The 22496-nt window shown below is 37.9% G+C and carries 21 protein-coding genes; 3 read left to right on the top strand and 18 right to left on the bottom strand.

Features of this window, described 5'->3' with window-relative positions; all coding sequences use genetic code 11:
* Positions 1 to 4 precede the first annotated feature (4 nt).
* From RI845_RS07520 to RI845_RS07480, 9 genes are all read right to left on the bottom strand, one after another.
* Positions 5 to 1285 carry a diguanylate cyclase gene (locus tag RI845_RS07520; RefSeq protein ID WP_348389119.1) on the bottom strand — a complete coding sequence of 427 codons (1281 nt, stop codon included), beginning with the start codon at positions 1283 to 1285 and terminating at the stop codon, positions 5 to 7.
* Positions 1286 to 1504: 219 nt separating this feature from the next.
* Positions 1505 to 2446 carry a tRNA pseudouridine(55) synthase TruB gene (gene truB / locus RI845_RS07515; RefSeq protein ID WP_348389118.1) on the bottom strand — a complete coding sequence of 314 codons (942 nt, stop codon included), beginning with the start codon at positions 2444 to 2446 and terminating at the stop codon, positions 1505 to 1507.
* A gap of 3 nt (positions 2447 to 2449) precedes the next feature.
* Positions 2450 to 2866, bottom strand: coding sequence for a 30S ribosome-binding factor RbfA (gene rbfA / locus RI845_RS07510; RefSeq protein ID WP_348389117.1), 417 nt, complete (start codon positions 2864 to 2866; stop codon positions 2450 to 2452).
* Positions 2867 to 2961: 95 nt separating this feature from the next.
* A complete protein-coding gene (gene infB / locus RI845_RS07505) occupies positions 2962 to 5613 on the bottom strand; it encodes a translation initiation factor IF-2 (protein WP_348389116.1) in 2652 nt (883 codons plus the stop codon).
* A 23-nt stretch (positions 5614 to 5636) separates the two neighbouring features.
* Entirely contained in the window at positions 5637 to 7130 is a 1494-nt protein-coding gene (gene nusA / locus RI845_RS07500; RefSeq protein WP_348389115.1) for a transcription termination factor NusA, read from the bottom strand.
* A 39-nt stretch (positions 7131 to 7169) separates the two neighbouring features.
* Positions 7170 to 7625, bottom strand: coding sequence for a ribosome maturation factor RimP (rimP, locus tag RI845_RS07495; protein ID WP_348389114.1), 456 nt, complete (start codon positions 7623 to 7625; stop codon positions 7170 to 7172).
* Positions 7626 to 7998: 373 nt separating this feature from the next.
* Positions 7999 to 8862: an alpha/beta hydrolase gene (locus RI845_RS07490; RefSeq protein ID WP_348389113.1), complete on the bottom strand. Its 864-nt coding sequence runs from the start codon at positions 8860 to 8862 to the stop codon at positions 7999 to 8001.
* On the bottom strand, positions 8849 to 10702 hold the full coding sequence (locus RI845_RS07485) for an Lnb N-terminal periplasmic domain-containing protein (protein WP_348389112.1): 1854 nt from the start codon (positions 10700 to 10702) through the stop codon (positions 8849 to 8851). The genes RI845_RS07490 and RI845_RS07485 overlap by 14 nt, the downstream gene beginning before the upstream one ends.
* A 120-nt stretch (positions 10703 to 10822) precedes the next feature.
* Positions 10823 to 11311: a DUF3015 domain-containing protein gene (locus tag RI845_RS07480; protein ID WP_348389111.1), complete on the bottom strand. Its 489-nt coding sequence runs from the start codon at positions 11309 to 11311 to the stop codon at positions 10823 to 10825.
* Positions 11312 to 11561: 250 nt separating this feature from the next.
* Here RI845_RS07480 and RI845_RS07475 point away from each other — a divergent pair, with 250 nt between their 5' ends.
* Positions 11562 to 11786, top strand: coding sequence for a YbbN family protein (locus RI845_RS07475; RefSeq protein WP_348389110.1), 225 nt, complete (start codon positions 11562 to 11564; stop codon positions 11784 to 11786).
* An 81-nt stretch (positions 11787 to 11867) separates the two neighbouring features.
* On the opposite strand, the gene RI845_RS07470 is transcribed toward RI845_RS07475, so the two are convergent.
* The 5 genes from RI845_RS07470 to RI845_RS07450 form a co-directional block, all read right to left on the bottom strand.
* The gene (locus tag RI845_RS07470; RefSeq protein WP_348389109.1) at positions 11868 to 12335 is read right to left on the bottom strand and encodes a hypothetical protein; all 468 of its coding nucleotides are present in this window, start codon (positions 12333 to 12335) and stop codon (positions 11868 to 11870) included.
* A gap of 60 nt (positions 12336 to 12395) precedes the next feature.
* Entirely contained in the window at positions 12396 to 12617 is a 222-nt protein-coding gene (locus RI845_RS07465; protein ID WP_348389108.1) for a hypothetical protein, read from the bottom strand.
* Between the two features lie 188 nt (positions 12618 to 12805).
* The gene (locus tag RI845_RS07460; protein WP_348389107.1) at positions 12806 to 13456 is read right to left on the bottom strand and encodes a tetratricopeptide repeat protein; all 651 of its coding nucleotides are present in this window, start codon (positions 13454 to 13456) and stop codon (positions 12806 to 12808) included.
* 417 nt (positions 13457 to 13873) lie between these two features.
* Positions 13874 to 14440: a DUF2589 domain-containing protein gene (locus RI845_RS07455; protein ID WP_348389106.1), complete on the bottom strand. Its 567-nt coding sequence runs from the start codon at positions 14438 to 14440 to the stop codon at positions 13874 to 13876.
* A gap of 15 nt (positions 14441 to 14455) precedes the next feature.
* Positions 14456 to 14977, bottom strand: coding sequence for a DUF2589 domain-containing protein (locus RI845_RS07450; RefSeq protein WP_348389105.1), 522 nt, complete (start codon positions 14975 to 14977; stop codon positions 14456 to 14458).
* A gap of 994 nt (positions 14978 to 15971) precedes the next feature.
* On the opposite strand from RI845_RS07450, the gene RI845_RS07445 reads away from it, so the two are divergent.
* Complete coding sequence (locus RI845_RS07445; RefSeq protein WP_348389104.1) at positions 15972 to 16916, top strand: DUF4238 domain-containing protein; 945 nt, start codon at positions 15972 to 15974, stop codon at positions 16914 to 16916.
* A gap of 198 nt (positions 16917 to 17114) precedes the next feature.
* On the opposite strand, the gene RI845_RS07440 is transcribed toward RI845_RS07445, so the two are convergent.
* Together RI845_RS07440 and RI845_RS07435 are read right to left on the bottom strand one after the other, a co-directional pair.
* On the bottom strand, positions 17115 to 17888 hold the full coding sequence (locus tag RI845_RS07440; protein WP_348389103.1) for an endonuclease: 774 nt from the start codon (positions 17886 to 17888) through the stop codon (positions 17115 to 17117).
* A 91-nt stretch (positions 17889 to 17979) separates the two neighbouring features.
* Entirely contained in the window at positions 17980 to 19275 is a 1296-nt protein-coding gene (locus RI845_RS07435; RefSeq protein ID WP_348389102.1) for a PIN-like domain-containing protein, read from the bottom strand.
* Positions 19276 to 19982: 707 nt separating this feature from the next.
* Here RI845_RS07435 and RI845_RS07430 point away from each other — a divergent pair.
* Positions 19983 to 20765 (top strand): NYN domain-containing protein, encoded by a 783-nt coding sequence (locus tag RI845_RS07430; protein ID WP_348389101.1) that lies wholly within the window; start codon positions 19983 to 19985, stop codon positions 20763 to 20765.
* Between the two features lie 138 nt (positions 20766 to 20903).
* On the opposite strand, the gene RI845_RS07425 is transcribed toward RI845_RS07430, so the two are convergent.
* Positions 20904 to 21452 carry a hypothetical protein gene (locus tag RI845_RS07425; RefSeq protein WP_348389100.1) on the bottom strand — a complete coding sequence of 183 codons (549 nt, stop codon included), beginning with the start codon at positions 21450 to 21452 and terminating at the stop codon, positions 20904 to 20906.
* A gap of 284 nt (positions 21453 to 21736) precedes the next feature.
* A complete protein-coding gene (locus tag RI845_RS07420; RefSeq protein ID WP_348389099.1) occupies positions 21737 to 22141 on the bottom strand; it encodes a hypothetical protein in 405 nt (134 codons plus the stop codon).
* Between the last annotated feature and the right edge of the window lie 355 nt (positions 22142 to 22496).

Raw genomic sequence — 22496 nt, 5'->3', positions numbered from 1 at the left:
CTGTTTAAGTAGCTTTACTTTCAATAATTCTGCCCTTCCCAGTTTTTTTAACGTAGTATAGGCTGTTATCCAGCAATTTATATTGCTCATTTAAGCCTAGCGTATCACTTAGCATTGAGTACGAGCCACTTACCTTGACCTCTCCAACCGTAGCAAAGTTTTCAGTTGAAATATTCTGCTGTAGCTTTTCGACAACATTCTTTATCGCTGCGGAGCTGGTATTAGGGAGAATAATTAAAAATTCTTCACCGCCCCAACGTACAACAATGTCAGTATGTCTAAAACAGGATTTTAAGTATTCAACAAAATCTTTTAAGAGCTTATCGCCGATATCATGGCCATAGCTGTCATTTACTTTCTTAAAGTCATCAATATCAATAAATAATAATGCACATTGCTGCCCTTTAGATTTTTGCAGCTTCTTTTGTTTATTGATGAACTTTTTAGCATATTGCCGGTTATAGGCATTCGTTAAAGGGTCTGTCAATGCGGCTATTTTTAAATTTCTATGAATAAACTTTAATATCACTAAGTAAATGGTGATTAAGGTTAATATGCACAAGCAAACGATAACAGCGATCATCAAGTGCTTATTCTCTTCTTCAATAGGGGCGTTATAAAGCCACTTTTTCAGCAGTTTTTGGTGCTCTACTTTACTGATACCATCGATAGCTTGATTTAATTGCGGTAATAAATGTTTGGCTTTGTCGCTCAGTACAAATCTAATGCTAACTTTATCTGCTGATATACCGCCAATTTTAATGTTTGAATAGCCATCGCTGACAATTTTTGTGCTCAATACCGGTAAAATATCAATAACACCATCAATTTCACCGTAAGAGAGTAAGTCTAAGGCATGATACGTATCCTTTACCGCAACAAGCTCAATTAACGGATAATTGCGCTCAACAAACTTACGAGCGGCCTCATTCTCTCCAATAGCTATTTTTTTACCAGCAAGAAAAGAAAAGTCAGAAACAAAAGGCGAATTAATACTTATGGCCAAGGCTAACGGAAATGAGGTAATTTCTTTGGAATAGTTTAAGTTTTTAAATTCACTATCATCGGTACTTGCTCCGCCCAATGAAAAGTCAGATTGATTATTATTTAATTTAGTTAAAGCTTGACGCCAATTGTCGGTTTTGACGAGATTATATTCGAGGTTTGCCTTAGAAAATATCAACTTCAGGTAATCTAGTTTGATACCTACAAGGTTGCCTTGTGCATCAGTCGTGTTTAAAGGCGCCCAATTATCATTGATGATCGCTTCGTACGAATTTACCACAGGCTGTGCATGCAAGCCGATGGAAAGACAATAAAGTGATAAAAATATTAAGTATTTAAACATAACGAACAATCAATAAAATTGGAGCATTGTTCAATATACCGAATGTATCAAGTTGAATATAGAAGAGAAATGTATTAGGAATGTAACAAATAATTAGGTTAAGTAATAGTCAGTAATCAAAGACCAAATTAATTACAATCTATTACTTAACACTCGTTATTGATGGTCAACAACAATGCGTTTAGGCGCTAACATACCATCATCATTGATAATACCTACGCCAATAAACTCTTGCTCATCACCAACATAGACTTTTAATAAAGTATCTGTTGCCGGGGCCGATTTTATCGATACAGGATTTCCAAAGCGTAAGTAGCGAGCTGATTCATCATCCACAGTTACCGAATCAAGTATGTACACTGCAGAGTCCATTGGTAATAGTAACGGGTCTAACACTTCAGATGGGCTAATGCCTTGTTCTTTAGCATCGTTAAGCAGCGTTTCTAAATGCTCCATCGTGACCATTTTATCTATTGGGTAATTACCAACAGCCGTACGGCGTAACATGCTCACATGAGCACCACAACCTAATAACTCACCCAAGTCATCAATGATAGTGCGAATATAGGTGCCCTTTGATACATGAATTTCTAAATCAACTTCATCACCTTCAAAGCGAAGTAGATCTAAACGAAATACAGTTATATCTCGTGCTTCACGCTCAATGGTAATGCCTTCTCGCGCATACTTATATAAAGGCTGACCTTTATGTTTCAACGCTGAATACATTGATGGTACTTGTTTAGAATCACCACGAAATGAGTCTAACGCAGGCAATAGCTCCGCATCAGTTACATTTACCGGTTTTTCGGCAACAATTTCTCCATCGGCATCGCTGGTGGTTGTGCGAATACCAAGCTTGGCAGTAACAATATAAGTTTTATCAATATCCAATAAAAACTGAGAAAACTTAGTTCCTTCGCCAAAACAAATTGGCAACATACCTGTGGCTAATGGATCTAGTGCACCGGTATGGCCTGCTTTATTAGCAAAATAAATACGTTTTGTTGCTTGTAGTGCTGAATTTGAAGACATTTCATAAGGCTTATCAAGTAACAAAACGCCGTCAATTTGACGACCTTTTCTGCGCTTAGCCATTAATTAATCTTCCTGCTTGTCAGTCGATTCTTCATTTTGCTCATCAGTTGATTGAGCTTTACGTTCATCTTCAGCAATAACTTTATCAACAATCGTAGTCATGCGAACACCTTCAACCAAAGATTTGTCATATTCAAATCTAAGGTGCGGCATAATGCGAGCACGTAATGTTTTTGCTAATAACGAGCGTATAAAACCAGCTGCATCGTTTAAGATAGCTAATGACTCTTTCACTTTAGATTGATCATCATTAAAGAAAGTTACAAATACTTTGGCGTAAGCCAAGTCGCGGGTAACTTCAACCGCAGATACTGTTAGCATACCTAAACGTGGGTCTTTGATTTCACGTTGTAATATAACAGCAATTTCTTTTTGGATTTGTTGTCCAACTCGATCAGTACGAGCATATTCTCTAGCCATAAATGACTCCAATAACTAGGCCTGACATTAACTTAATTATCAGGCAAAAAATGGGAGCATAGCTCCCATTTTAAATGTTTATAAACAGGTATGAATTACAGGGTACGTTGAATTTCAACCGTTTCGAATACTTCGATTTGGTCACCAACTCGAACATCGTTATAGTTCTTAACACCGATACCACACTCTGTACCGTTACGAACTTCCTGTACGTCATCTTTAAAGCGACGTAATGACTCTAACTCACCTTCGTAAATTACTACATTTTCACGTAATACACGGATTGGCGCGCTACGTTTAATGATACCTTCAGTAACCATACAACCAGCGATAGCGCCAATTTTTGGTGACTTGAATACGTCACGTACTTCTGCAAGACCAATGATTTCTTGTTTGAATTCAGGCGCAAGCATACCGCTCATTGCCGATTTAACTTCATCAATCAATGCGTAGATAACGCTGTAGTAACGTAAGTCTAAGTTTTCAGACTCGATAACTTTACGTGCAGATGCATCGGCACGAACGTTAAAACCAACTACGATTGCGTTAGATGCAGCTGCAAGTGATGCATCAGTTTCAGTAATACCACCAACACCAGAGCCAACGATTTTAACTTTAACTTCATCAGTAGATAACTTAACTAATGAATCAGAAATCGCTTCAAGTGAACCTTGTACGTCTGATTTAAGAACTACGTTAACTTCAGAGATATCGCCTTCTTCCATGTTAGCAAACATGTTTTCAAGCTTAGCTTTTTGTTGACGAGCAAGTTTAACATCGCGGAATTTACCTTGACGGAACAATGCAACTTCACGAGCTTTTTTCTCATCTTTAACAACTGTTGCTTCATCACCAGATTGTGGCACGCCACTTAAACCTAAGATTTCCACTGGAATTGAAGGACCAGCTTCAGTGATAGTCTTACCGTTTTCATCACGCATTGCACGAACACGACCGTACTCTAAACCACAAAGTACGATATCACCTTGTTTCAATGTACCTTCTTGAACAAGAACAGTAGCAACTGGGCCACGACCTTTATCAAGTTTAGATTCAACAACAACACCACCAGCCATTTTATCTACTACAGCTGTTAGCTCTAATACTTCAGCTTGTAGTAATACAGCATCAAGTAGTTCATCGATACCAAGGCCAGTTTTTGCAGATACAGGACAGAATTGAACGTCACCGCCCCACTCTTCAGAAAGTACGTCATGTTGAGAAAGTTCACTACGAACACGTTCAACATCAGTCGCTTCTTTATCCATTTTGTTTATTGCAATAATAATCGGCGCATCTGATGCTTTCGCATGCTGAATCGCTTCAACTGTTTGTGGCATTACACCATCATCGGCAGCAACAACAATAATTACGATATCAGTAGCTTTAGCACCACGTGAACGCATTGCTGTAAACGCGGCGTGACCTGGAGTATCTAAGAAAGTGATCATACCGTGACCAGTTTCTACGTGATAAGCACCAATATGCTGAGTAATACCACCCGCTTCGCCAGATGCTACTTTTGCTTTACGGATATAATCTAGTAATGATGTTTTACCGTGATCTACGTGACCCATAATTGTAACAACAGGAGCACGAGTGATTGCATCACCAACTGGTCCTCTATCTTCAAGTACCGCGTCTTCTAATGCATTTTCATTTACTAGTACAACGTTATGGCCCATTTCTTCTACAACTAACGATGCAGTTTCTTGGTCAATTACTTGGTTAATGGTTGCCATAGCACCCATTTTGAACATAACTTTAACTACTTCAGCGCCTTTAATTGCCATTTTATCAGCAAGTTCTGCAACTGAGATAGTTTCGCCTAAACGTACTTCTTTAACTACATCTTTGGCTGGTTTAGTAAATCCATGCTGAAGAGACGTTGGAGCATTTAAAGACATTTTGCCTTTTCTGCCACCTTTACCACGTGCTCCACGAGCATCTTTTTGACCACCTTTTTTCTTCTTACGACGACGGCCGCCAGATTCATCTTGTTGGTCAACTTTATCTTCAGCTTCTTGAGCGTAAACAGATGATGTTACATGAACAACTTCTTTTTCTTTCTTTTTACGCTCTGCTTCTTGTTCTTTCCAACGAGCTTCGTTTTCTTCAGCAAGTTTTTTAGCCGCTTCAGCAGATTTAGCTGCTTCTTCTTCAGCTTTGGCTGCTAACTCACGCTCTTGTGCTAAACGAATTTTCTTTTCTTCTTCGTTTTCAACTTTAGGCGTAGGTGCAGGCTCAGCAGCTTTAGCCGCTTTCGCTTTTTCTTTCGCAATTGCATCAGCTTCAGCTTTTGCAGCAGCTTTCGCTTTATTCTCTGCATCTAGCTTCGCTTTTGCTTCGGCAGCAGCCTTGGCTGCAGCTTCTGCTTCTGCTTTGGCTTGTTCTGCGGCTTCTGCTGCAGCTTTTGCTTCGGCTTCTGCTTGTGCTTTAAGCTCTACATCGCTCGCTTTTACGTATGTACGCTTTTTTCGAACTTCAACTTGTACTTGCTTAGCTTTAGAGCCTGAGCCAATTGAAAGCGTCGATTTAGTTTTACGGTTTAATGTCATACGCGTAGGTTGTGCGTCTGAATTATCACCATGTTGCTTTTTCAAGTGTTCAAGTAACGTTTCTTTTTCTTGATCCGTTACGTTATCACCAGCTGATTTTTTAATACCGGCATCTGCTAATTGGCTTACAAGACGGTCTTCGTCTGTGCCAATTTCACTAGCAAGTTGTTTTATTGTTACATCTGTCATTAAATTTTATCTCCTGCTAGGGCTTATTCTTCGTTAAACCAGCATATGTTACGTGCAGCCATAATTAATTCGCCAGCTTTAGCTTCATCAAGCTCTTCAATGTCGGCAATCTCGTCAACGCCCTGCTCAGCTAAATCTTCAAGGGTAATAACACCGCGACTAGCTAAAACAAATGCTAAGTGTTTTTCCATACCTTCAAGAGCTAATAAGTCAGCAGCAGGTTCAGCGTCTTCTAATGATTCTTCAGAAGCTAGTGCAGCAGTCGTTATCGCAGCTTTAGCGCGCTCACGTAACTCTTCAACGATATCTTCATCAAGGCCATCAATTTCTAATAATTCAGACACTGGAACGTAAGCAATCTCTTCTAAAGAAGTGAAACCTTCGTCAACTAACATCGTAGCGAAGTCTTCATCCAAGTCTAACTTTTCAGTGAATAAGTTTAGAACCTTGTCATTTTCAGCTTCATGTTTAGCTTTCATGTCTTCAACAGTCATAACATTAAGTTCCCAACCAGTTAACTGGCTAGCTAAACGGATGTTTTGACCACTTTTACCAATTGCCATAGCAAGGTTGCCCTCTTCTACAGCGATATCCATAGTATTGTTATCTTCATCAACAATAATTGATGCAACTTCAGCCGGAGCCATAGCGTTGATAACAAATTGAGCCGGGTTATCGTCATATAAAACGATATCAACACGCTCACCACCTAACTCGCCTGAAACAGCTTGTACACGTGAACCGCGCATACCAACACAAGCTCCAACAGGGTCTATACGACGATCGTTAGATTTAACAGCGATTTTAGCACGTGAACCTGGGTCACGAGCTGCGCCTTTAATTTCCAACATTTCTTCACCAATTTCTGGTACTTCAACGCGGAATAATTCAATTAGCATTTCAGGGTTAGCACGACTAACAAATAATTGTGCTCCGCGTGCTTCTGGTTTTATTTCAAATAACAAGCCACGAACACGGTCACCTGGACGGAACACTTCACGAGGAAGCATTTCATCGCGGAAGATAACAGCTTCAGCATTGTTACCTAAATCTAAAATTACACTTTCACGACTGGCTTTTTTTACTACACCAGTGATGATTTCACCAACTTGGTCTTCATACTCAGCAATTACTTTAGCGCGTTCAGCTTCTCTAATTTTTTGTACAATTACTTGCTTGGCAGTTTGTGTAGTAATACGGTCAAATTTAACTGACTCAATTTGGTCTTCAACAAAACCACCAAGTTCTAGAGTTTCATCATCAAACTGTGCTGCTGCTAAACCGATTTGTGCATATGGATTTTCCATTTCTGCATCATCAGCAATAACTTCCCAACGACGGAAAGTATCAAACTCTCCACTTTCACGATCAATTTCAACGCGAACTAAAATTTCGCCTTCATATTTTTTCTTGGTTGCAGTTTCTAGGGCAGTTTCCATCGCCTCAAAAATGCTTTCACGGGATAATGCCTTTTCATTTGAAACAGCATCAACAACCAGCAATATTTCCTTACTCATTCTACTTAGCCTCTCTTAATATTCTGTACAACTAAATTCTTAAAATTTTGCAATTAGGTTGCCTTTGTCAATATTTGACACAGGTAACTCATAATCTTGACCATCAACAACAACAATTAAATTGTCACCTTCAATGGCTTCTAATATTCCTTTAAACTTACGACGACCATTTAATGGCATGCCTAGTTTAACTTCTACCGTTTCCCCAATTACTTGCTCATAATGAGCCTTAGTAAATAATGGGCGGTCAACACCTGGAGATGAAACCTCAAGGTTATATTCGCTACTTATTGGGTCTTCAACATCAAGAATTGCGCTCACCTGGCGTGAAACCTCGGCGCAGTTATCAACATCGATACCGTTTTCATGATCGATATACAAACGTAAAACTGAATTATTACCAGCACTAATAAATTCTAATCCTAATAACTCCAAACCTGTCATATCGACAGCTGGACGTAACATCTCAGTTAATTTTTGTTCAAAATTACTCAATCATTTTCTCCAAAAACAAAAAATGGGCATATAGCCCAGTACCAGTACCAACCTAGTTGATACTACATTTTAAAAGCAGTTTTGTATTTGCAGCTTTTAATCGATTCATTTACGAATGAGTAAACAGCAGATACAAAAAAGCCCCTATTCACGCGGGGCTTAAAATTACAACCCTTTGTGTACAAGTAATAGAAATGGGTAGTTGTCTACCGTGATTAATCTAATACAGGCACGTGAAACTTAGGGAATTTAACCTTAGAGTTGTAGGGGAAAAAACCATTCCACGTCAAAGCTGTGCAAAGTATATAACTGATGGAGGGAATTGGCAATATAAAGCTGCGACAAAAGACAGTTAAGTGTAGAAAAGTTCAATTTATTTGTTAGATATTTTTGCTTTTTGATAACGTTGCATGAATTCAACTAGAAGTTGTTGATTGCCTTCATCTGTAAATGTAGCAATATGACCGCCGTTATAACTTAGCAGTGCTTTAGGTTGCTTTGCTTTAGCAAGCAAGGTTTGTGAGTGTTGGTAAGGAATAATATTATCTTGCTTACCATGGATAATTAATAACGGCGTTGGTGATATTTTATCAACAACATCTATTAAGTCGTAATTGTCAGGCATCGACCAGGCTACCGGATATTGAAACAACCAGGTTATCCAACTTTGGCTGGCAACGGATTGGCTTGCATCTGCATAAGAAGTAAACGCAGCATCTAATATGACAGCACTAAATTTGTCTCGCATTTGTGGTTGACTACCGGCTAAATACCCCGACATAGATGCACCTAAACTCTGACCTAATAAGTACAGGGGCTTATTTTGTGTTTTGGGGTGGTTGACGATAAATTCAAAGCCGGCATTTATATCGGTTAGCACGTCGCTAAGTACTGGTGTCCCTTCAGAGTTACCATAGCCTCTATAGTCGAGTAAAAACACCTGGTAGCCTTGCTTTGGCAACCAATAAACGGATGCTAAATGCTGCGATATATTTTGCGCATTGCCATGCAAAAAGTACACACTGCCTTTTACTTCTACCTCTTCGTCTACAGTTAAAAACCAAGCGTTTAACTTTGTGCCGTCTGCTGATTCTAGATAGATATCATCATAAGTTAAGTCAACATCTGCTGGTGTTCGTACCATTTCTTTGCTTGGATAAAACAACAAGCCTTGGCAACCGGATATAAATATGGCCGCCGCAAATAGTATAAACTTTGAAATCTTAGAAGAAACCACGCCACGACACTCCAAATTCATCATAATCTACATTGTTATTATCGCTTCGCTTCGCATGCAGTCGCAACGAATGATTCTTAGATAATGACCAGTTATGCTCAAACTTATAAACAGTTCTGCTTAGATCATCTATAAATTCATAGTGGGAAACGGTAATTATAGACTTACTATTTTGCCAAGTTCTTAGATAGCCTGCCGTAACGCCTGGCGCCACAGAAAAATGATTATCCAACCCTTGATTATATTCCAGCCGGCCAGTAAGCATGAAGAATACCCGATCGAATTTGAGCGGTTCATAACTGACTCCTGCACCACCACTAACTCTTGCAACTAATTTGTCATCACCTTCAGTCCATTGACGCTCAGCACCAACATTAGCCATCCAAGACATGGGGGTCATAAAATCATTTCTAACCGAGAGAGATGTTATATCAATAAACTCAGCTTTTTGCAGTTGTAATGAATCTTCAACTGCCCTTAATACAACCTCGCCCATATTCAACGACATACCATTGTCATAACCTGGGATATTATCAATTAAGTCGTGATAACTCGCCCGGTAAGTAAAGTCAGCAAAGGCATGTTCATTGCTTTCACCTAACTGTACTGAATACATGGTTGTATCATGACCTAAATCTGGTCGTAAAGGCCGCTCCGGTTTTACTGACTTTATGTCTGATTCTTTACGGATCATTTTCAATAATTTAAAACTACGAGACGCCACTGCCTTTGAACGTTCATCTTTATTATGTAAAAAACGAATTAACCGATAGGATGCGTGAACAATTGCCTGCTTCTCAGCTTTATCTAATTGTTTAAATTCAGTTGTTTCTCTAACATTAATATCTTTAGATAATTGTATTGCTAAGGCCCTATGATCTTTAGGTAAGCTATCTAATTGGTTTTCTAAATCTGTTCTAATCGATGGACGATAATGCACTTCGCTGATTAAATTAGCATCTCTTACAACTCTAACTGTATCAATTGGAATAGCGACACCGGGAAATTGATCAACAAGCTTGCTGCCCGGCTTTGCAACATCTATTAACTCTAATAGCCTAAATGAACAATTTTCATCAAAAAAATAATAATCAAAATTAATGCCTTGTAATTCCCATACATGGGTGAGCATTCTATCGACTTCTTCTGCAGTTAAGTTAAGTTTGTACTCCCATAAGTCTCGATTTTCAGCACGATTGTATTCTTTGATTTTTTCAAAATAAGGGTTAGTTGCAAACCTGCCAGGATACCCTCCAGCCAAGCCTCTTAATGCATAGCTAAAGTTACTGGCGTTTTCGGGTACAGTAGCACCAAAGTTTATTGCATGTGATAAATAGGTAGAGTGTTTTTCAACATCATACGGGTCAAAGCGAATAAACGTATGTCCGTACATTGACGATGGACTGTTGAGTTGACTTGCGGCGTAGACTAGAACGACAGATTCAGTATTAAGCTTTTTGCGCCATTCATTATATTTTTTACATTCAACCTGTGGAAAATGCGCAGCAATACTTGGTAAATGTTTATCCAGCCATTTTTTTCTAGCAGGGAAAGTACATTGAAATTCAGGTTTTTCAATAAAGGTATCTATATTAGCTTGTAATTCAGCGTCAGGATTAAACTTTCCACCTATGGCAAAGAAAAATCGGTCATCGTCAACAAAGCTTTCGTACGAATCCGTATAATCACTTTTTTGATAGTAAAGCAAGGTTAACCAATAATCATCAAAAGCAAGCTGACGTTGCTCAACAGTTAACTGGGTATTTGATTGTTTTACTTCAGCATGCGATTGAAAAATAAGGCACGATAAAAAAGCCAAAATAATTAATGGGTTGCGCATATAACTAATTACTACTTTTATTATTTTTGTTAAAAAACTATATCAGTTATTTATACATTGTTATGAGGAAAATAAAAGGGACTAATTTCACAATCAGCCCCTTTTAATTTTTACAGTTGATTATTCAGCAACAGTATATTTTGCCAATTGCTCATCACTTTCCATAACTTCGAACATAGTTTGCACTACATGCTCGGTCGTTACGTCTTCTGATGGAAACATTTTGTCAAAGTTGTCATGCATTGAACGTTTAAAGTTTGCACGGTCTTGCTCTTCAACGCCAATAGATACGGCTACTGCAGTAATCGCTTCACCATCACCACGAGCAACATCTTCGGTAAACTCATCCATGATCAAACTAACGTCGATCATTTCTTTACCACCATACGTTAAAGAACCTTGGGTAGAACAACCGTTTGTACCGAAAGTCATACCAAAGGTATTGTTAAATGTTGAGCCATTAGTAAATGAAGCGACAACATGCGATGCTGTACCTGTTTGACCTTCAAATAACATATTGCCCCAACCACAATTAGGACCACCTGGAGCAACAGCCATAGCTGAAGAAGAAGCAGTTAAAAGTACTGCTGAAATTAAAATCTTTTTCATAATTATTCCCTGTTAACTTGGGTTGTTGTTAAATTTTGCTTTGCAAGCATATGATTCACATCATAAAAACTGCTTTACTTAAAGCAGTTAGATTAACTGTAGTACATAATTTAATTTTTTGTGAAAAATATAGAAATAAATCAATGACATTTTTTACATAAAAAACAATTAAAGTCAGTCGCTTGGTCATAATCTAATTCGAGCACTATACTTATAAAATATAGAGAGGTTAAACATTAAAGGACAGCAAATGGACGTTCAGCTTTTAGTTACCCAAACTGATTTTTGTATTCCAAATCTTGAATGTGAATTGCAAAATGTTGGTGTCAATTATCATATCGATTATGTAGAATCTAACCCCGAACTGGTAAACCAATACAACATCAAACATTCCCCAAATATATTTGTAGATGGCAAGCTGGTTTTTAGACACCAACCAACAATAAATGAACTGCAAGATTACTTTGGCAGTTAAGATATTAAGACTGTCAAAAGTTATTTTATAGGCAGATAAAACAAGTCATCGGGATGCTCCATACCAACAAGACTTATATTATTAGACTAACTTTGTAAAGTCATCCGATGTATAACATTTTCCGTTAGCATGTGCTCTGGCGGTAAATTCGCCATCTTGTGTATTTACTTGCAAAATACCGTCATTTACAAATCCGTTTTTGTACAGCCAATAAATATCAACACCTGTAAATTTTTTACTTAGAGATTTGGCGTAATCTTCAGCATCAGGGCCAAAAATGTATATATTCTTTAGCACTTTTCCGGCTCGTTTTTCAATATCTAAAGCATTTGCTTCTATACCTTGAGTTTTTCCAGCTCCAGGGTGGCAATGCTTCATTCCAACCCTATTGGTGAACCGTAGTCCCACGGCTGTACAAGGACCTATTTTTCCCGTTACACATTTGTACGTATTTTCGTAATAAATTTTATCCTTATGGGCAATATATGTTGCGTAAGCATCTTTCACTGTAAATGCACTATCATTTGCCCTATTTATTATTTTACACATATTGGTTTGCACTCTCGTTGTTATTTAAATATGTAATAAATTGATTTATATCCTGTCTACTTATTCTTCGAACTTTTTGATTCCCTCAACAAGCTCAGGTAGAGATTTTAGCGTATGAAAAAGACCAAAAATTGCCGCACCGTGGTGCGCCCCGATGGAAATTCGATCAACTGAGCTAATAATTTCGGCTAAGCTAGTAGCTAATATTATCAAACCAATCAATACGTTAACAGTTGGGCTATTTGTTAAGGTACGTAAAAAAGAAAAAATTTTAAGACTCATGATTTACTCTAATATTCGTCAGTATTTGTATTGGATAAATATGTATCATTCAGATGTTGATGAGTTGATATTGCAATAATGATATTTATCATTTGTGGTGGACTCTATTAATTATTTTACAAACAAATCAACTCTGACTCGGTGTAAACTTTACCTTATCATTTTAAAGTTTATGAGAGGCAACGAACTCACTTTAATGATTTCAGATAATCTCTAGCAGACCTCTTGTCACGCTCAGTCATTTTAAACGTTTTTTCTATAGCTTTTAAAATATTAGTGGCTCCATCATGTTTATGCTCCTGAGCGTTTAGGGCCCAAACATAACCATTTATTTTGTCCGGTTTATCAATGCCCTGTCCCATGGTGTACATTAGCGCTACATCAGCCATCGCATTCACATGACCAGCCATAGCCGCTTTCAGCATCCAATTAAAGGCTTTAACAAAATCACGGGGGATTCCATTACCAGAGTAAAGCTCCCTAGCTAAGGAAAATTGGGCGTTTACATGCCCTTTTTCCGCTGCTTTTTCAAACCACCGTACTGCTAAAGTAATATCCAACTCTGCGCCCGCACCATTCGCATGACATATACCAAGATTATAACAAGAGCCGATATGCCCCCTCCTAGCAGCTTTTAGCCACCAATCATAGGCGTCTTCATATCCATCTTCGCTATCTGACTCTGCAGACAATACCCCCAGCATATAAAGTGCCTCAACGTGTTTGCTCTTTCCTGCTTTGATGAACAATTCACGAGCTTCTTCACAGCCTTTATGTTCCTGATCAAGTATCAATGCTTGTTCATAAAACTTTTGTGATAAATTAGAATCTTCAGCCAACCCAACCATAATAAACCTGTAAAATATAACCTTTGAATAAATAAACTGTAGCCGATAAGGTAAGCCCCAATATTGTAACTCTCAATCGCTGTATATTAATATTGCGCTTGTGTTGCTGCCAAAACTTCTCACCGAGCAAATCATGTAACTTCACAGAATCTTTGTGTGATAAATATATTTTCACAATCGACGACAAACAATTGTTATTTTATAACCAACAGTTTGGTAATGATTACAAAGATCCCCATAAAGAACTGAATTTGTTTCCAACGCCTGACTTTCAACAGCGTTACAGTTCTTTTTATTAGTTATTAAAGAATACCATCTAGCCTTAAACCATTGCTTAAGAATGTTCATCGCTGTAATACCAAAACAGTCCCCACTCTTAGCAAAAGTGGGGAATTGGTTAATTTTGCTCTATGAACCACTATTGACTGCAATAGGGTCTACAGCACTTGCAAGTAGATCCATCATTTTACTCATCCCCTCTTGAGGCTGTTGTTGTCGTGCAATGACATTAACATTATATTTTGCTGAATTATCTGTAGAACGTGTATTTTCACGACTGGTTGCAACACTGCCTTTAACACTGAAACTTACACCAAAAAAACCACCTGAAGCAGATGCATCAAGACTCGACGAAGATTTAGCTGTATCTTGCGTTGAAGACTTTACCTCCATCGTAAAATCAACAGTCACGGATTCTATTAATAATGCAGGAATTGGCACCAGCCCCAGTAAAGGTGCATTTATTGTAATTGTCTGTGTTTGAAGCGGTGTAGTGCCGTCATCCACAGGGCGCGTAAGATCAAAATTTAACGTTCGTGCTACCTGTTTTTCTGGTTTACCGGTAAAACCAATCGTCGTGATAAACTCCACCATAACAGTGGCTAAATGATACTGTGCCTTACACGCCGCCATCAATGGACCACCTATTAAGGCCTCCATTGGCAGTCCTCGAAATTGCTCTGCTACTCCTGCCATTATCTTCTCCTATATTTATGGAATTTGTTTAAGTACATGATTATTTACTCTTATCAGTCCTTCTGGAGGATCTGTACCTTTGAGAGTAATTTTAATATTTGTATTATTTTTTTTATTCCCCAACAAACCGTTACCAGCCATATCCAGGTGCATACGCTTGCGCCTCCCTCGGCTTTCATCTTCTTTAACATTCCTAGACTTTAACAAACCGAAAAGCCCTGGAGCCAAAGACTTATCACTGTCTTCAAGTGAAGATATATTTGCATCAAACGCAATTTCTACTTCATCAAGTTTAAGCGAATTAAGGGGAACAAGGGAGAAAAGGGGGACCTCTACTTCAACATAATCATCTTTCGATTCAGTATGGGTATTAGGAATTTGAATTGTCTGAGTTAAGGCCTCAAGCTTACCATCACCATTGCTATCTTTGAAAAAGCGGTGCATAACATCAACGTGCTGAGCCTCTAAAAGCTCTCTTGCATGCACGACTGCTCCGGTAATTGCTTCAACTAAATCATCAAGAGATTTTGTTGCCATGTTTCATTTTCCTGAATTATTTTTTTATCCTTTTAAATAGGGATAGACCAAGAAAAGAAATAAGTAAAGTATTGACTAGTAAATAATTAATTTAATAGAAGTGCCACCATATTGACTATAAATGACTGTTTTCATTTCGTTTATACAGACTTAATCAAATGCACAATTATTTTTCTTGTTGTTCCAAACAAGCTCTAGGTAGCGATTACTTTCAACTTAAGAATTTGTTGAGATGGGAGATACTCATCGATTGACCGGTTTACAACCCATTAATATTTTCTTCCAGACATAAAAAAACCTGCTTAAAAGCAGGTTTTATAATTTTGGTGCGTATGGAGAGACTCGAACTCTCACGCCGTGAAGCACAGCCCCCTCAAGGCTCTAAATAAAACGCACACAAACCCATTATATACAAGGGCCGTAGCCCGTATTAACATCACTATCCTAGTGGTATTAATAGCATTTCGGGAAATATACGAATGTAGGGAAATCAATAGCTTGTGATTTTTCTTCAACTCGAAGACCACTGTATAAGGGATCGCTTTTTTCCATTCAAAAATTACATTTATGGCACAATTATGAAACATATACCTGCAAGCCATAATCAGAAACCATAACACCAAAGCGACTTATCCTATAATGCTCTTTGAATTTCACTTAATTTAACGTCATACCTACTTCTACAACATAAATATAACCACCCCATTCGCAAACCAACCTTAACGGTTTCGTATAAAGCATTCTGTTAGACGTTCAACTAAAAAACACCTGAACATACCAGCAGTAGAATAGTGGCGAAAAAGCTCGTATAGCCATCGCTGCGAGCAGTTATAAACTTCAACCAAGAAAGCTAATTGATACGACTATCTTGACGTAACGTCTTGAAATTGTTTAAGGTCTCCTAAAAGCAAAATATAATCCACCGTTGTAAAATTAAATAATATAGTAAAGTGATTAATTTCCATGTTTCATATATCTTCTTTAGGTACTTTTAATGACCGCTAGACATCACCATTACCTTTCACAGTGTTATTTGAAAGGTTTCACCAAAGGGCAAACCAAAAAATCTAAACTTTCGGTGATTGACTTTAAACAAAAAAAATCTTTTGAAACAAAACCAAGAAATGTAGGTGGTATCAGAGATTTCAATAGAATTGATCTTGAAGGGGTTGACCAAAACGCTATTGAAACTGAATTGTCAAAATTTGAGGGGCATGCAGCAACAGCTTTAAATCGTCTTAAAAATTCTCTAGATTTTTCTGGCGAAACTAAAGATTTAGTACTTAATTTGATTGCATTAATTGCCATTCGCTCTCCTGAACGGCGTGAGCACATGAGAAAATTTCATGCTCAGCTTGCTGATGTAATCATGGGTATGACATTAGACAGTAAAGAAAGGTGGGAATCTCAAGTTGGGCAATTGAAAAAAACTGATCCTTCATATAAAAATGAAGTTACTTACGATCAAGCTAAAGAGTTTTTTGATAAAAAGCAATACGAAATCGAAGTCGCTAGAGAACGGCACATACAAATAGAAATGGTACAAATTGATGCCATATTACCACTCCTACATGGTCGCAAATGGTTATTACTTGTTGCTAATGAAAAAACTGGACCATTTATAACTACTGATCAACCCGTTAACCTTTCTTGGAAAAATCCTGATGAAGTTCCTTCACCCTATAGAAGTAGTCCGGGTTTTGGTTTAAAAAGTACTGAAGTATATTTTCCTATTTCTCAAAACTTAGCATTACTTGGAGAGTTTGATGGTAGAGAAGGTGTAGTTGAAGCTCCCAAACATCTAGTTGCAGTATTTAATACTAAAATGCTGTATAACTTTTATTCACAATTGTACTCACCAAAAATTGATTTTACGTTTTTTGGTAAAGATGATGACTTAATGAGCGGTAAATTACTGCTTAAAGAATTCAGTACCTAAAATATAACACAAAAGGACGAATAAAAGCCGTTTTTTCCTCCTTCGCCGCTTGTTGTAACCAACTATTACTTATTTCTTAGTGTAGTGTTATTTGGGCGTTAGGGGCGGCAGTTAATGACTGTTAGTCCACTTTCGTTAACAATTGTTTCGCGATAACAACTAACGATAGACCGCTTGAATGGCTTTAAAAAACCTTCACTAGCATTGTCCATGAACAAACGGGTTATGGTTACCCTGCACTCTTGAAATCCGTTCATCACGCATACATTCCCAACCAGATACCGGATCAAGTTTATTCCACTCTTCAAACATTGCCTTTTCATCATCAGTAACTTGTGCGTCGTTTTTCTGGATCATATAAAGGTATATTCTGGCTATATCACCTTTAACATTATCAGTCGGTTCAGCTGTATCTGAGTCAAAGTCGACTTCGAAATCACATTGACCATAAACCCTTGGTTCACCAGCAACGTTTGAGAACCTGAAATCGCTTCTATCGCCGTTTAACTCGCCAACGGCGGGTACTAAGTTGTGCATATCACCTTCTGCAAATTTAAAACTAATATCAGTCCTTGCACAGTTCCTTCTTGAATTGTCATTGCCGCTAGGATGCCAGCAAGCACGATGCTGGCCAAATTGTGCCGCAGGAACAACATGTTCCCATTCAATACGTGATATGCGCGCATTAGCGTTACCAGAGCTGGTGATTGGGGTGCGTGGTACGTAGCCGCAAGCATTCGGCATAATCATCGACTCACTAGTGTTGCCGTCATTATCAAAATCTTCGGTATCGTCAAACACGTAATCACAACCGCAGTAAAATGTTTTAACCTGGTCATAATAAACATATTTTTCGGCGCGCTTCTTTGCCGTTGAAAAGCTGGTGGGTTTTACTTGGTTGGGTTTTAACTCAGCGGCAGTTACTTGTAATAAAGCAGTTAATACTGTTGTAGCTATTAAAATTTTTATCATTGAGCAACCTATTTACTTATTGTGCGACTCAATGGCTATCTTCAAAAGTTGCACTGTATTCACAGTACTTTTAACTACTTAAGAATTGCCATTACTCATTAGTGTTGTCACCATTATTTTTACTATCCTTTGAGAAGTCTAGGCTTTGAAACCTCTGAATTAATTCTTGATTTGGGTCATTTACAGCATTAATTGTATTGTAAATTGACTTCAGTCGATCATCACTTTCACTACGCAATTGAATCGCGTTTATCATTTCATTCAGGTCTTTTAAATTCGAGTTCTGATTAAGGTTTTTAGCAAGTTCGCCTCTCGTAGCTGCTTCTTGTAAATAGTTATCGTATAACTCTTTTCCTAAAGCGGAATTCTTTAACCACTTTTCATCCATGATCTTAAATTTATTTTTTAAAGCCGAGTCTAACCTAACATTAATACGGCTTAAATTGTCTTTAAAGGCTTCGCTCGCTTCATTTACCGATGTTTCATCCACATCTAGCTCTAAAATATCTTTACCATTTTTAAGAAAGTCACCAGTATTAATAATTGTAAAAATGTTGATGTCGGCTTCATCGCAAATTTCTTGCCGTAACTCTGCTCTTGGTCCTATTTGTTTTTTACCCTGGGCATCTATTACATAAAGCCAGTCTTCCTTAGCATCATCAGAAACAAAAATAACAGATTTAATATCAGCGTCATTGGCCTTTTCAATAAGTTGCTTCCATAAAATTAGATCACCATATTCGCGTTTAAAAGTGAGCCCTGCGAACTGGTAGGTATTATCATTTTGCTTACTTTTATTTGCATCCATATACCCAGGAGGCACTTTATTTTCGTAACGGGATTTACCCTCTTTATACAAGTCATCGAGCCACTTTTGTTCTGCAGGGGATGTACCCACTTTACCATCAAAAGCTTCATCTATTTGATCGCGAATAGCATCATGAGAGCGCACTTGAGGTTGTTTTTTATCATGATGGGTTACAGAGGTTTTAAAGCGTCCTATCAGCTGTTTTATTTTAGAGTGTAAGTCTTTCGATTTTTCGTCTAACTGAGGAAAACGAGTATCCAAATTTAACGCTTTAATGTCGCCGATAAATACACTATCCACTTTTTCTAAGCATTGAATCAGATTTCTCAAAACGTCTTTTTCACGTTTAATAACAGATAGTCTATTTTTTTGGTACTCAAGACCAACCTGATTTGGCAACCAAATATTGTGCTCAAGTGCTTTCAATATTTTAAAAAAATCATCGCGAGTATGCTCGGCATAGCTATAAAGGTTAAGCAGTGTATTGGTATCAAATACAAATAACGTACTTTCACTTTTCCAAGCAGTTACTAAGTCCTCATCTGAGGGGCTATAAAAACCTAAAAATTGGTTCTTCATTTTACATCTATTCCGTTAATTTAACCGCAGATTCGTTCCGCTTCACATTATTCCCATAAACAATGTGTTGTATGCCCGCTTTGTCGAATATCTTCCTTTTAAAGGAAATGGGCCGATTGACAGTAGTTCATACTTAGCAAACCTTAAACTAAATCAGAGTCTTACGTCAAGTTAATGGCAATGGTTATTAGCTTAATTCCACCAGCGTTAACCCTATATATATTAATTGTCTCCGATCGCCTTTGTATTTGGGCAATACTAAATAAAGTATTTGGTTTAGTTGGAAAGGTCATTTTAGAACAGTGTAACGGACCATCGCACTTTTAAGTTTGCGAACACATGGCCGTTTGGATTTTGTGATCAAATAACTTACGCAAAAAATTAAAAATTATTTTTAGTCATTTACCTTAGTGCCCCCTTAGTTCTGCTACTAACGCAATCAGTCAATGAACACTTACCACTTTTTTGTCAAAAATATCGGTGTTCCATGTATTCATATATTTGCCCCGCCAAAGTCTCAGCGTTGGTCCATGGGGGGGATCGTTCGTGTTTCAACATTTTGATCGCCAAAAACAGACCATTCCCAAGCAAAGACATTGTAATTAGTGTTATTGGCAAAAGTTTTTGACCAAAATTCACAACGTTTAATGACTTTTTGACTTAGTTGACTAATCTTATTACAAGGAACTACATAGACAAGGATTGTTATGAACGACACTAACCTACACTACCGCCCTAAAATTGCATTATTCATCGACGCTGACAACGCGCCAGCATCAAAAATTGACTTCATCATTAGCGATTTAACCAAACACGGTGTGATCACAATACGGCGCGCTTATGGTAACTGGCAAAAAACATGGTTAGTTTCCTGGGCCAATTGCTTAAGTAGACATGCCATTCAACCGGTACAGCAATTTGATGTGGTTAAAGGCAAGAACGCCAGCGATATAGCTCTTACTATTGACCTTGTAGATTCACTTCACACTAATGATATTGATATATACGCCATTGTGTCGTCTGACAGCGATTTTACGCCACTTGTCACACGAATTAGAGCAACGGGGAAGATTGTTTATGGTTATGGCGAGAGAAAAGCGTGTGGAGAGTTCGTTAGAAGTTGTTCAAAATATACCTACCTTGAACAAGCCACTAGCAAGCCGATCAACATAATAAATCAACAGATCATTACAAGCTCCAGCGAAAAACATGTAGATGAGCCGTTACGTTCGATTAAAGATGCCATAATAGCCACTCGTAAAGCTCAGGGTTGGGCTAACGTATCAGAAGTTGGTAGTTACTTGATAAAAATGTATAAGTTCAACTGTAATGACTATGGCCACCTTAGACTTGGTTATTTGATCCAATCATTAGATGGCGTTGAAACTCGCTATGAAGCAGATAGAAGCAAGATGTTTGTGCGACTGAAAAACATCCAATCCAAAGAACAGGGTTCAACTTTGTGTTCTGGGGCTATAAATTGCCATTAGCGGTTGTAGAGTGAACAACATTTACCACTAAAACAGGTGGTTTATAATACTAAAAAGCAGTCCTTAATCTGGCCGTTTTGTGCCACAAGCGGTCATAAAAATCTTAAACATTCTCTCAAGCTATTGTTGCAATAATGTTTAAAGAATGTGTTTGGTGCAAGTGTTGAACATTGCATTATTTACTTCAAAAAATTCACTTGTAACATTTATAGTAAATTCAGGATTCATAGGTAAGTTTAAGACTATTTTAGTGGGAAGGTGGTTCGATAATTCACTAAGTATTCTTTCAGCATCTTTTTCAAATAAGGTTACTTTGTACTGTTCCACATATTCACTCTCTAATTTGCTTAGATTGTATCTATTTCCGTTTAATTTCAATTCCAAAGATTCATCCGAAATTGGATACTCTTCATTAGCCGCTATAACCTTGATAATTAAAAATACTTTATTACTTTTAGCTCCTTTAAGAATATCACTTTCAGAAAAAACATAACTTTTACCAAAGTATACAGCCCGCATATAAAGCTGTATTTCCCCATCCTCATAAGAAGCTGTACTACCATGGTATTTAAGTGTGCACATGCCTTTTTCGGGGACTTCTGAAATCCATTGAGGGTAATCTTGTTCGCTTGAATTAGCGGAAATAGAAAAAATGAAAAATAGTATATAAAAAATCCGAAAAGCCATTTAATAATAATCCTTTTACAGTTTTTAACTGACGCATATATCCAAATAAAAAAGTAGATTGAGAAACCACCAACGACGGCTGTTCGCTCATCGGAGCCGTTCGTTTTCAATAACTTACGCTAAATATCGCAACCGTGCAAACTGTGCCATGAACTGCCATTCGATAACTAATAAGTTCAGCGGCTTCCGATCTGAGGCAACTGAAGTTGAATGGAAAAGCTAGCGACCTAAGGTTGCTGGCGTGATTGACACGGAAATATCAGGAAGTCCACTGCAACGCCTGGTTAGGCTAATTTTTTCCTGCCCCAATAAACACCCACAGCATGTACAACCAGCCCAAGGAGCCACCAAAGCGCCACATCACCTACCCAAAACACGTTTTCTACCGAGAACACGTTTTCTACCGAGAACTGATAAGCCCAAATGTGCTGGGCTGAATTCACGATCAAATATGTCACAAAGTGGTACGTCAGCCCTAAAGCCGACGCATCAGCACTCCGGCCTGACTTTCGACCCCAATGCCAGCCATTGGCATACATGGTAATCGCAAAACCACCCGCCAGTGACCAAACAAGCAAAGCAGACCGTGCATCTACGGCCGAATGCAAGAGCACAAAAAAAACAGCAGTGAGAGCACAAACCGACACCGAATAAGCAGAAATATTACCTTTCAAGGTCATGGAACCCATGACTTCCCCCTATCTACAAAAGACCTAAAGTATATTACGTAGACGTTTCAGTAATATCCGTCTACCAATTTACTATTACACTATTAGATAATTTTATAAAAATCAACTTGTTGTGTCTCAATTTAGCCAGCCTGCTCTGTGTGAAGAACATTGCTGAGAATTCAGTGTAATGTAAAAAAATAAGACTAACGCTGAAATATTCAGCGCCCGTTGCTCGCTCATTTCAGCCTGCGGTGAATTTACTAATAGCTAAAAGTATTAACCCTATAATTAAAGCGTGAAGCCTATACGCTGACCACGAAATTGAATCAGTGCTTACAGACTTAATATATAGGTCTCCATTAGAGCTATTAAA

This window comes from Thalassotalea nanhaiensis, assembly GCF_031583575.1.
In the GTDB taxonomy this organism is placed as follows: domain Bacteria; phylum Pseudomonadota; class Gammaproteobacteria; order Enterobacterales; family Alteromonadaceae; genus Thalassotalea_A; species Thalassotalea_A nanhaiensis.
This window is presented reverse-complemented; position numbering and strand designations above follow the sequence as displayed.

Coding starts and splice junctions, on each gene's coding strand:
- RI845_RS07420 (WP_348389099.1), bottom strand. CDS start 22,141: ATGGGTTCCATGACCTTGAAAGGTAATATTTCTGCTTATTCGGTGTCG.
- RI845_RS07470 (WP_348389109.1), bottom strand. CDS start 12,335: ATGTGTAAAATAATAAATAGGGCAAATGATAGTGCATTTACAGTGAAA.
- truB (WP_348389118.1), bottom strand. CDS start 2,446: ATGGCTAAGCGCAGAAAAGGTCGTCAAATTGACGGCGTTTTGTTACTT.
- RI845_RS07450 (WP_348389105.1), bottom strand. CDS start 14,977: ATGGCAACAAAATCTCTTGATGATTTAGTTGAAGCAATTACCGGAGCA.
- RI845_RS07445 (WP_348389104.1), top strand. CDS start 15,972: ATGACCGCTAGACATCACCATTACCTTTCACAGTGTTATTTGAAAGGT.
- RI845_RS07425 (WP_348389100.1), bottom strand. CDS start 21,452: ATGGCTTTTCGGATTTTTTATATACTATTTTTCATTTTTTCTATTTCC.
- rbfA (WP_348389117.1), bottom strand. CDS start 2,866: ATGGCTAGAGAATATGCTCGTACTGATCGAGTTGGACAACAAATCCAA.
- nusA (WP_348389115.1), bottom strand. CDS start 7,130: ATGAGTAAGGAAATATTGCTGGTTGTTGATGCTGTTTCAAATGAAAAG.
- RI845_RS07435 (WP_348389102.1), bottom strand. CDS start 19,275: ATGAAGAACCAATTTTTAGGTTTTTATAGCCCCTCAGATGAGGACTTA.
- RI845_RS07430 (WP_348389101.1), top strand. CDS start 19,983: ATGAACGACACTAACCTACACTACCGCCCTAAAATTGCATTATTCATC.
- RI845_RS07455 (WP_348389106.1), bottom strand. CDS start 14,440: ATGGCAGGAGTAGCAGAGCAATTTCGAGGACTGCCAATGGAGGCCTTA.
- RI845_RS07440 (WP_348389103.1), bottom strand. CDS start 17,888: ATGATAAAAATTTTAATAGCTACAACAGTATTAACTGCTTTATTACAA.
- RI845_RS07475 (WP_348389110.1), top strand. CDS start 11,562: ATGGACGTTCAGCTTTTAGTTACCCAAACTGATTTTTGTATTCCAAAT.
- infB (WP_348389116.1), bottom strand. CDS start 5,613: ATGACAGATGTAACAATAAAACAACTTGCTAGTGAAATTGGCACAGAC.
- RI845_RS07485 (WP_348389112.1), bottom strand. CDS start 10,702: ATGCGCAACCCATTAATTATTTTGGCTTTTTTATCGTGCCTTATTTTT.
- RI845_RS07465 (WP_348389108.1), bottom strand. CDS start 12,617: ATGAGTCTTAAAATTTTTTCTTTTTTACGTACCTTAACAAATAGCCCA.
- RI845_RS07480 (WP_348389111.1), bottom strand. CDS start 11,311: ATGAAAAAGATTTTAATTTCAGCAGTACTTTTAACTGCTTCTTCTTCA.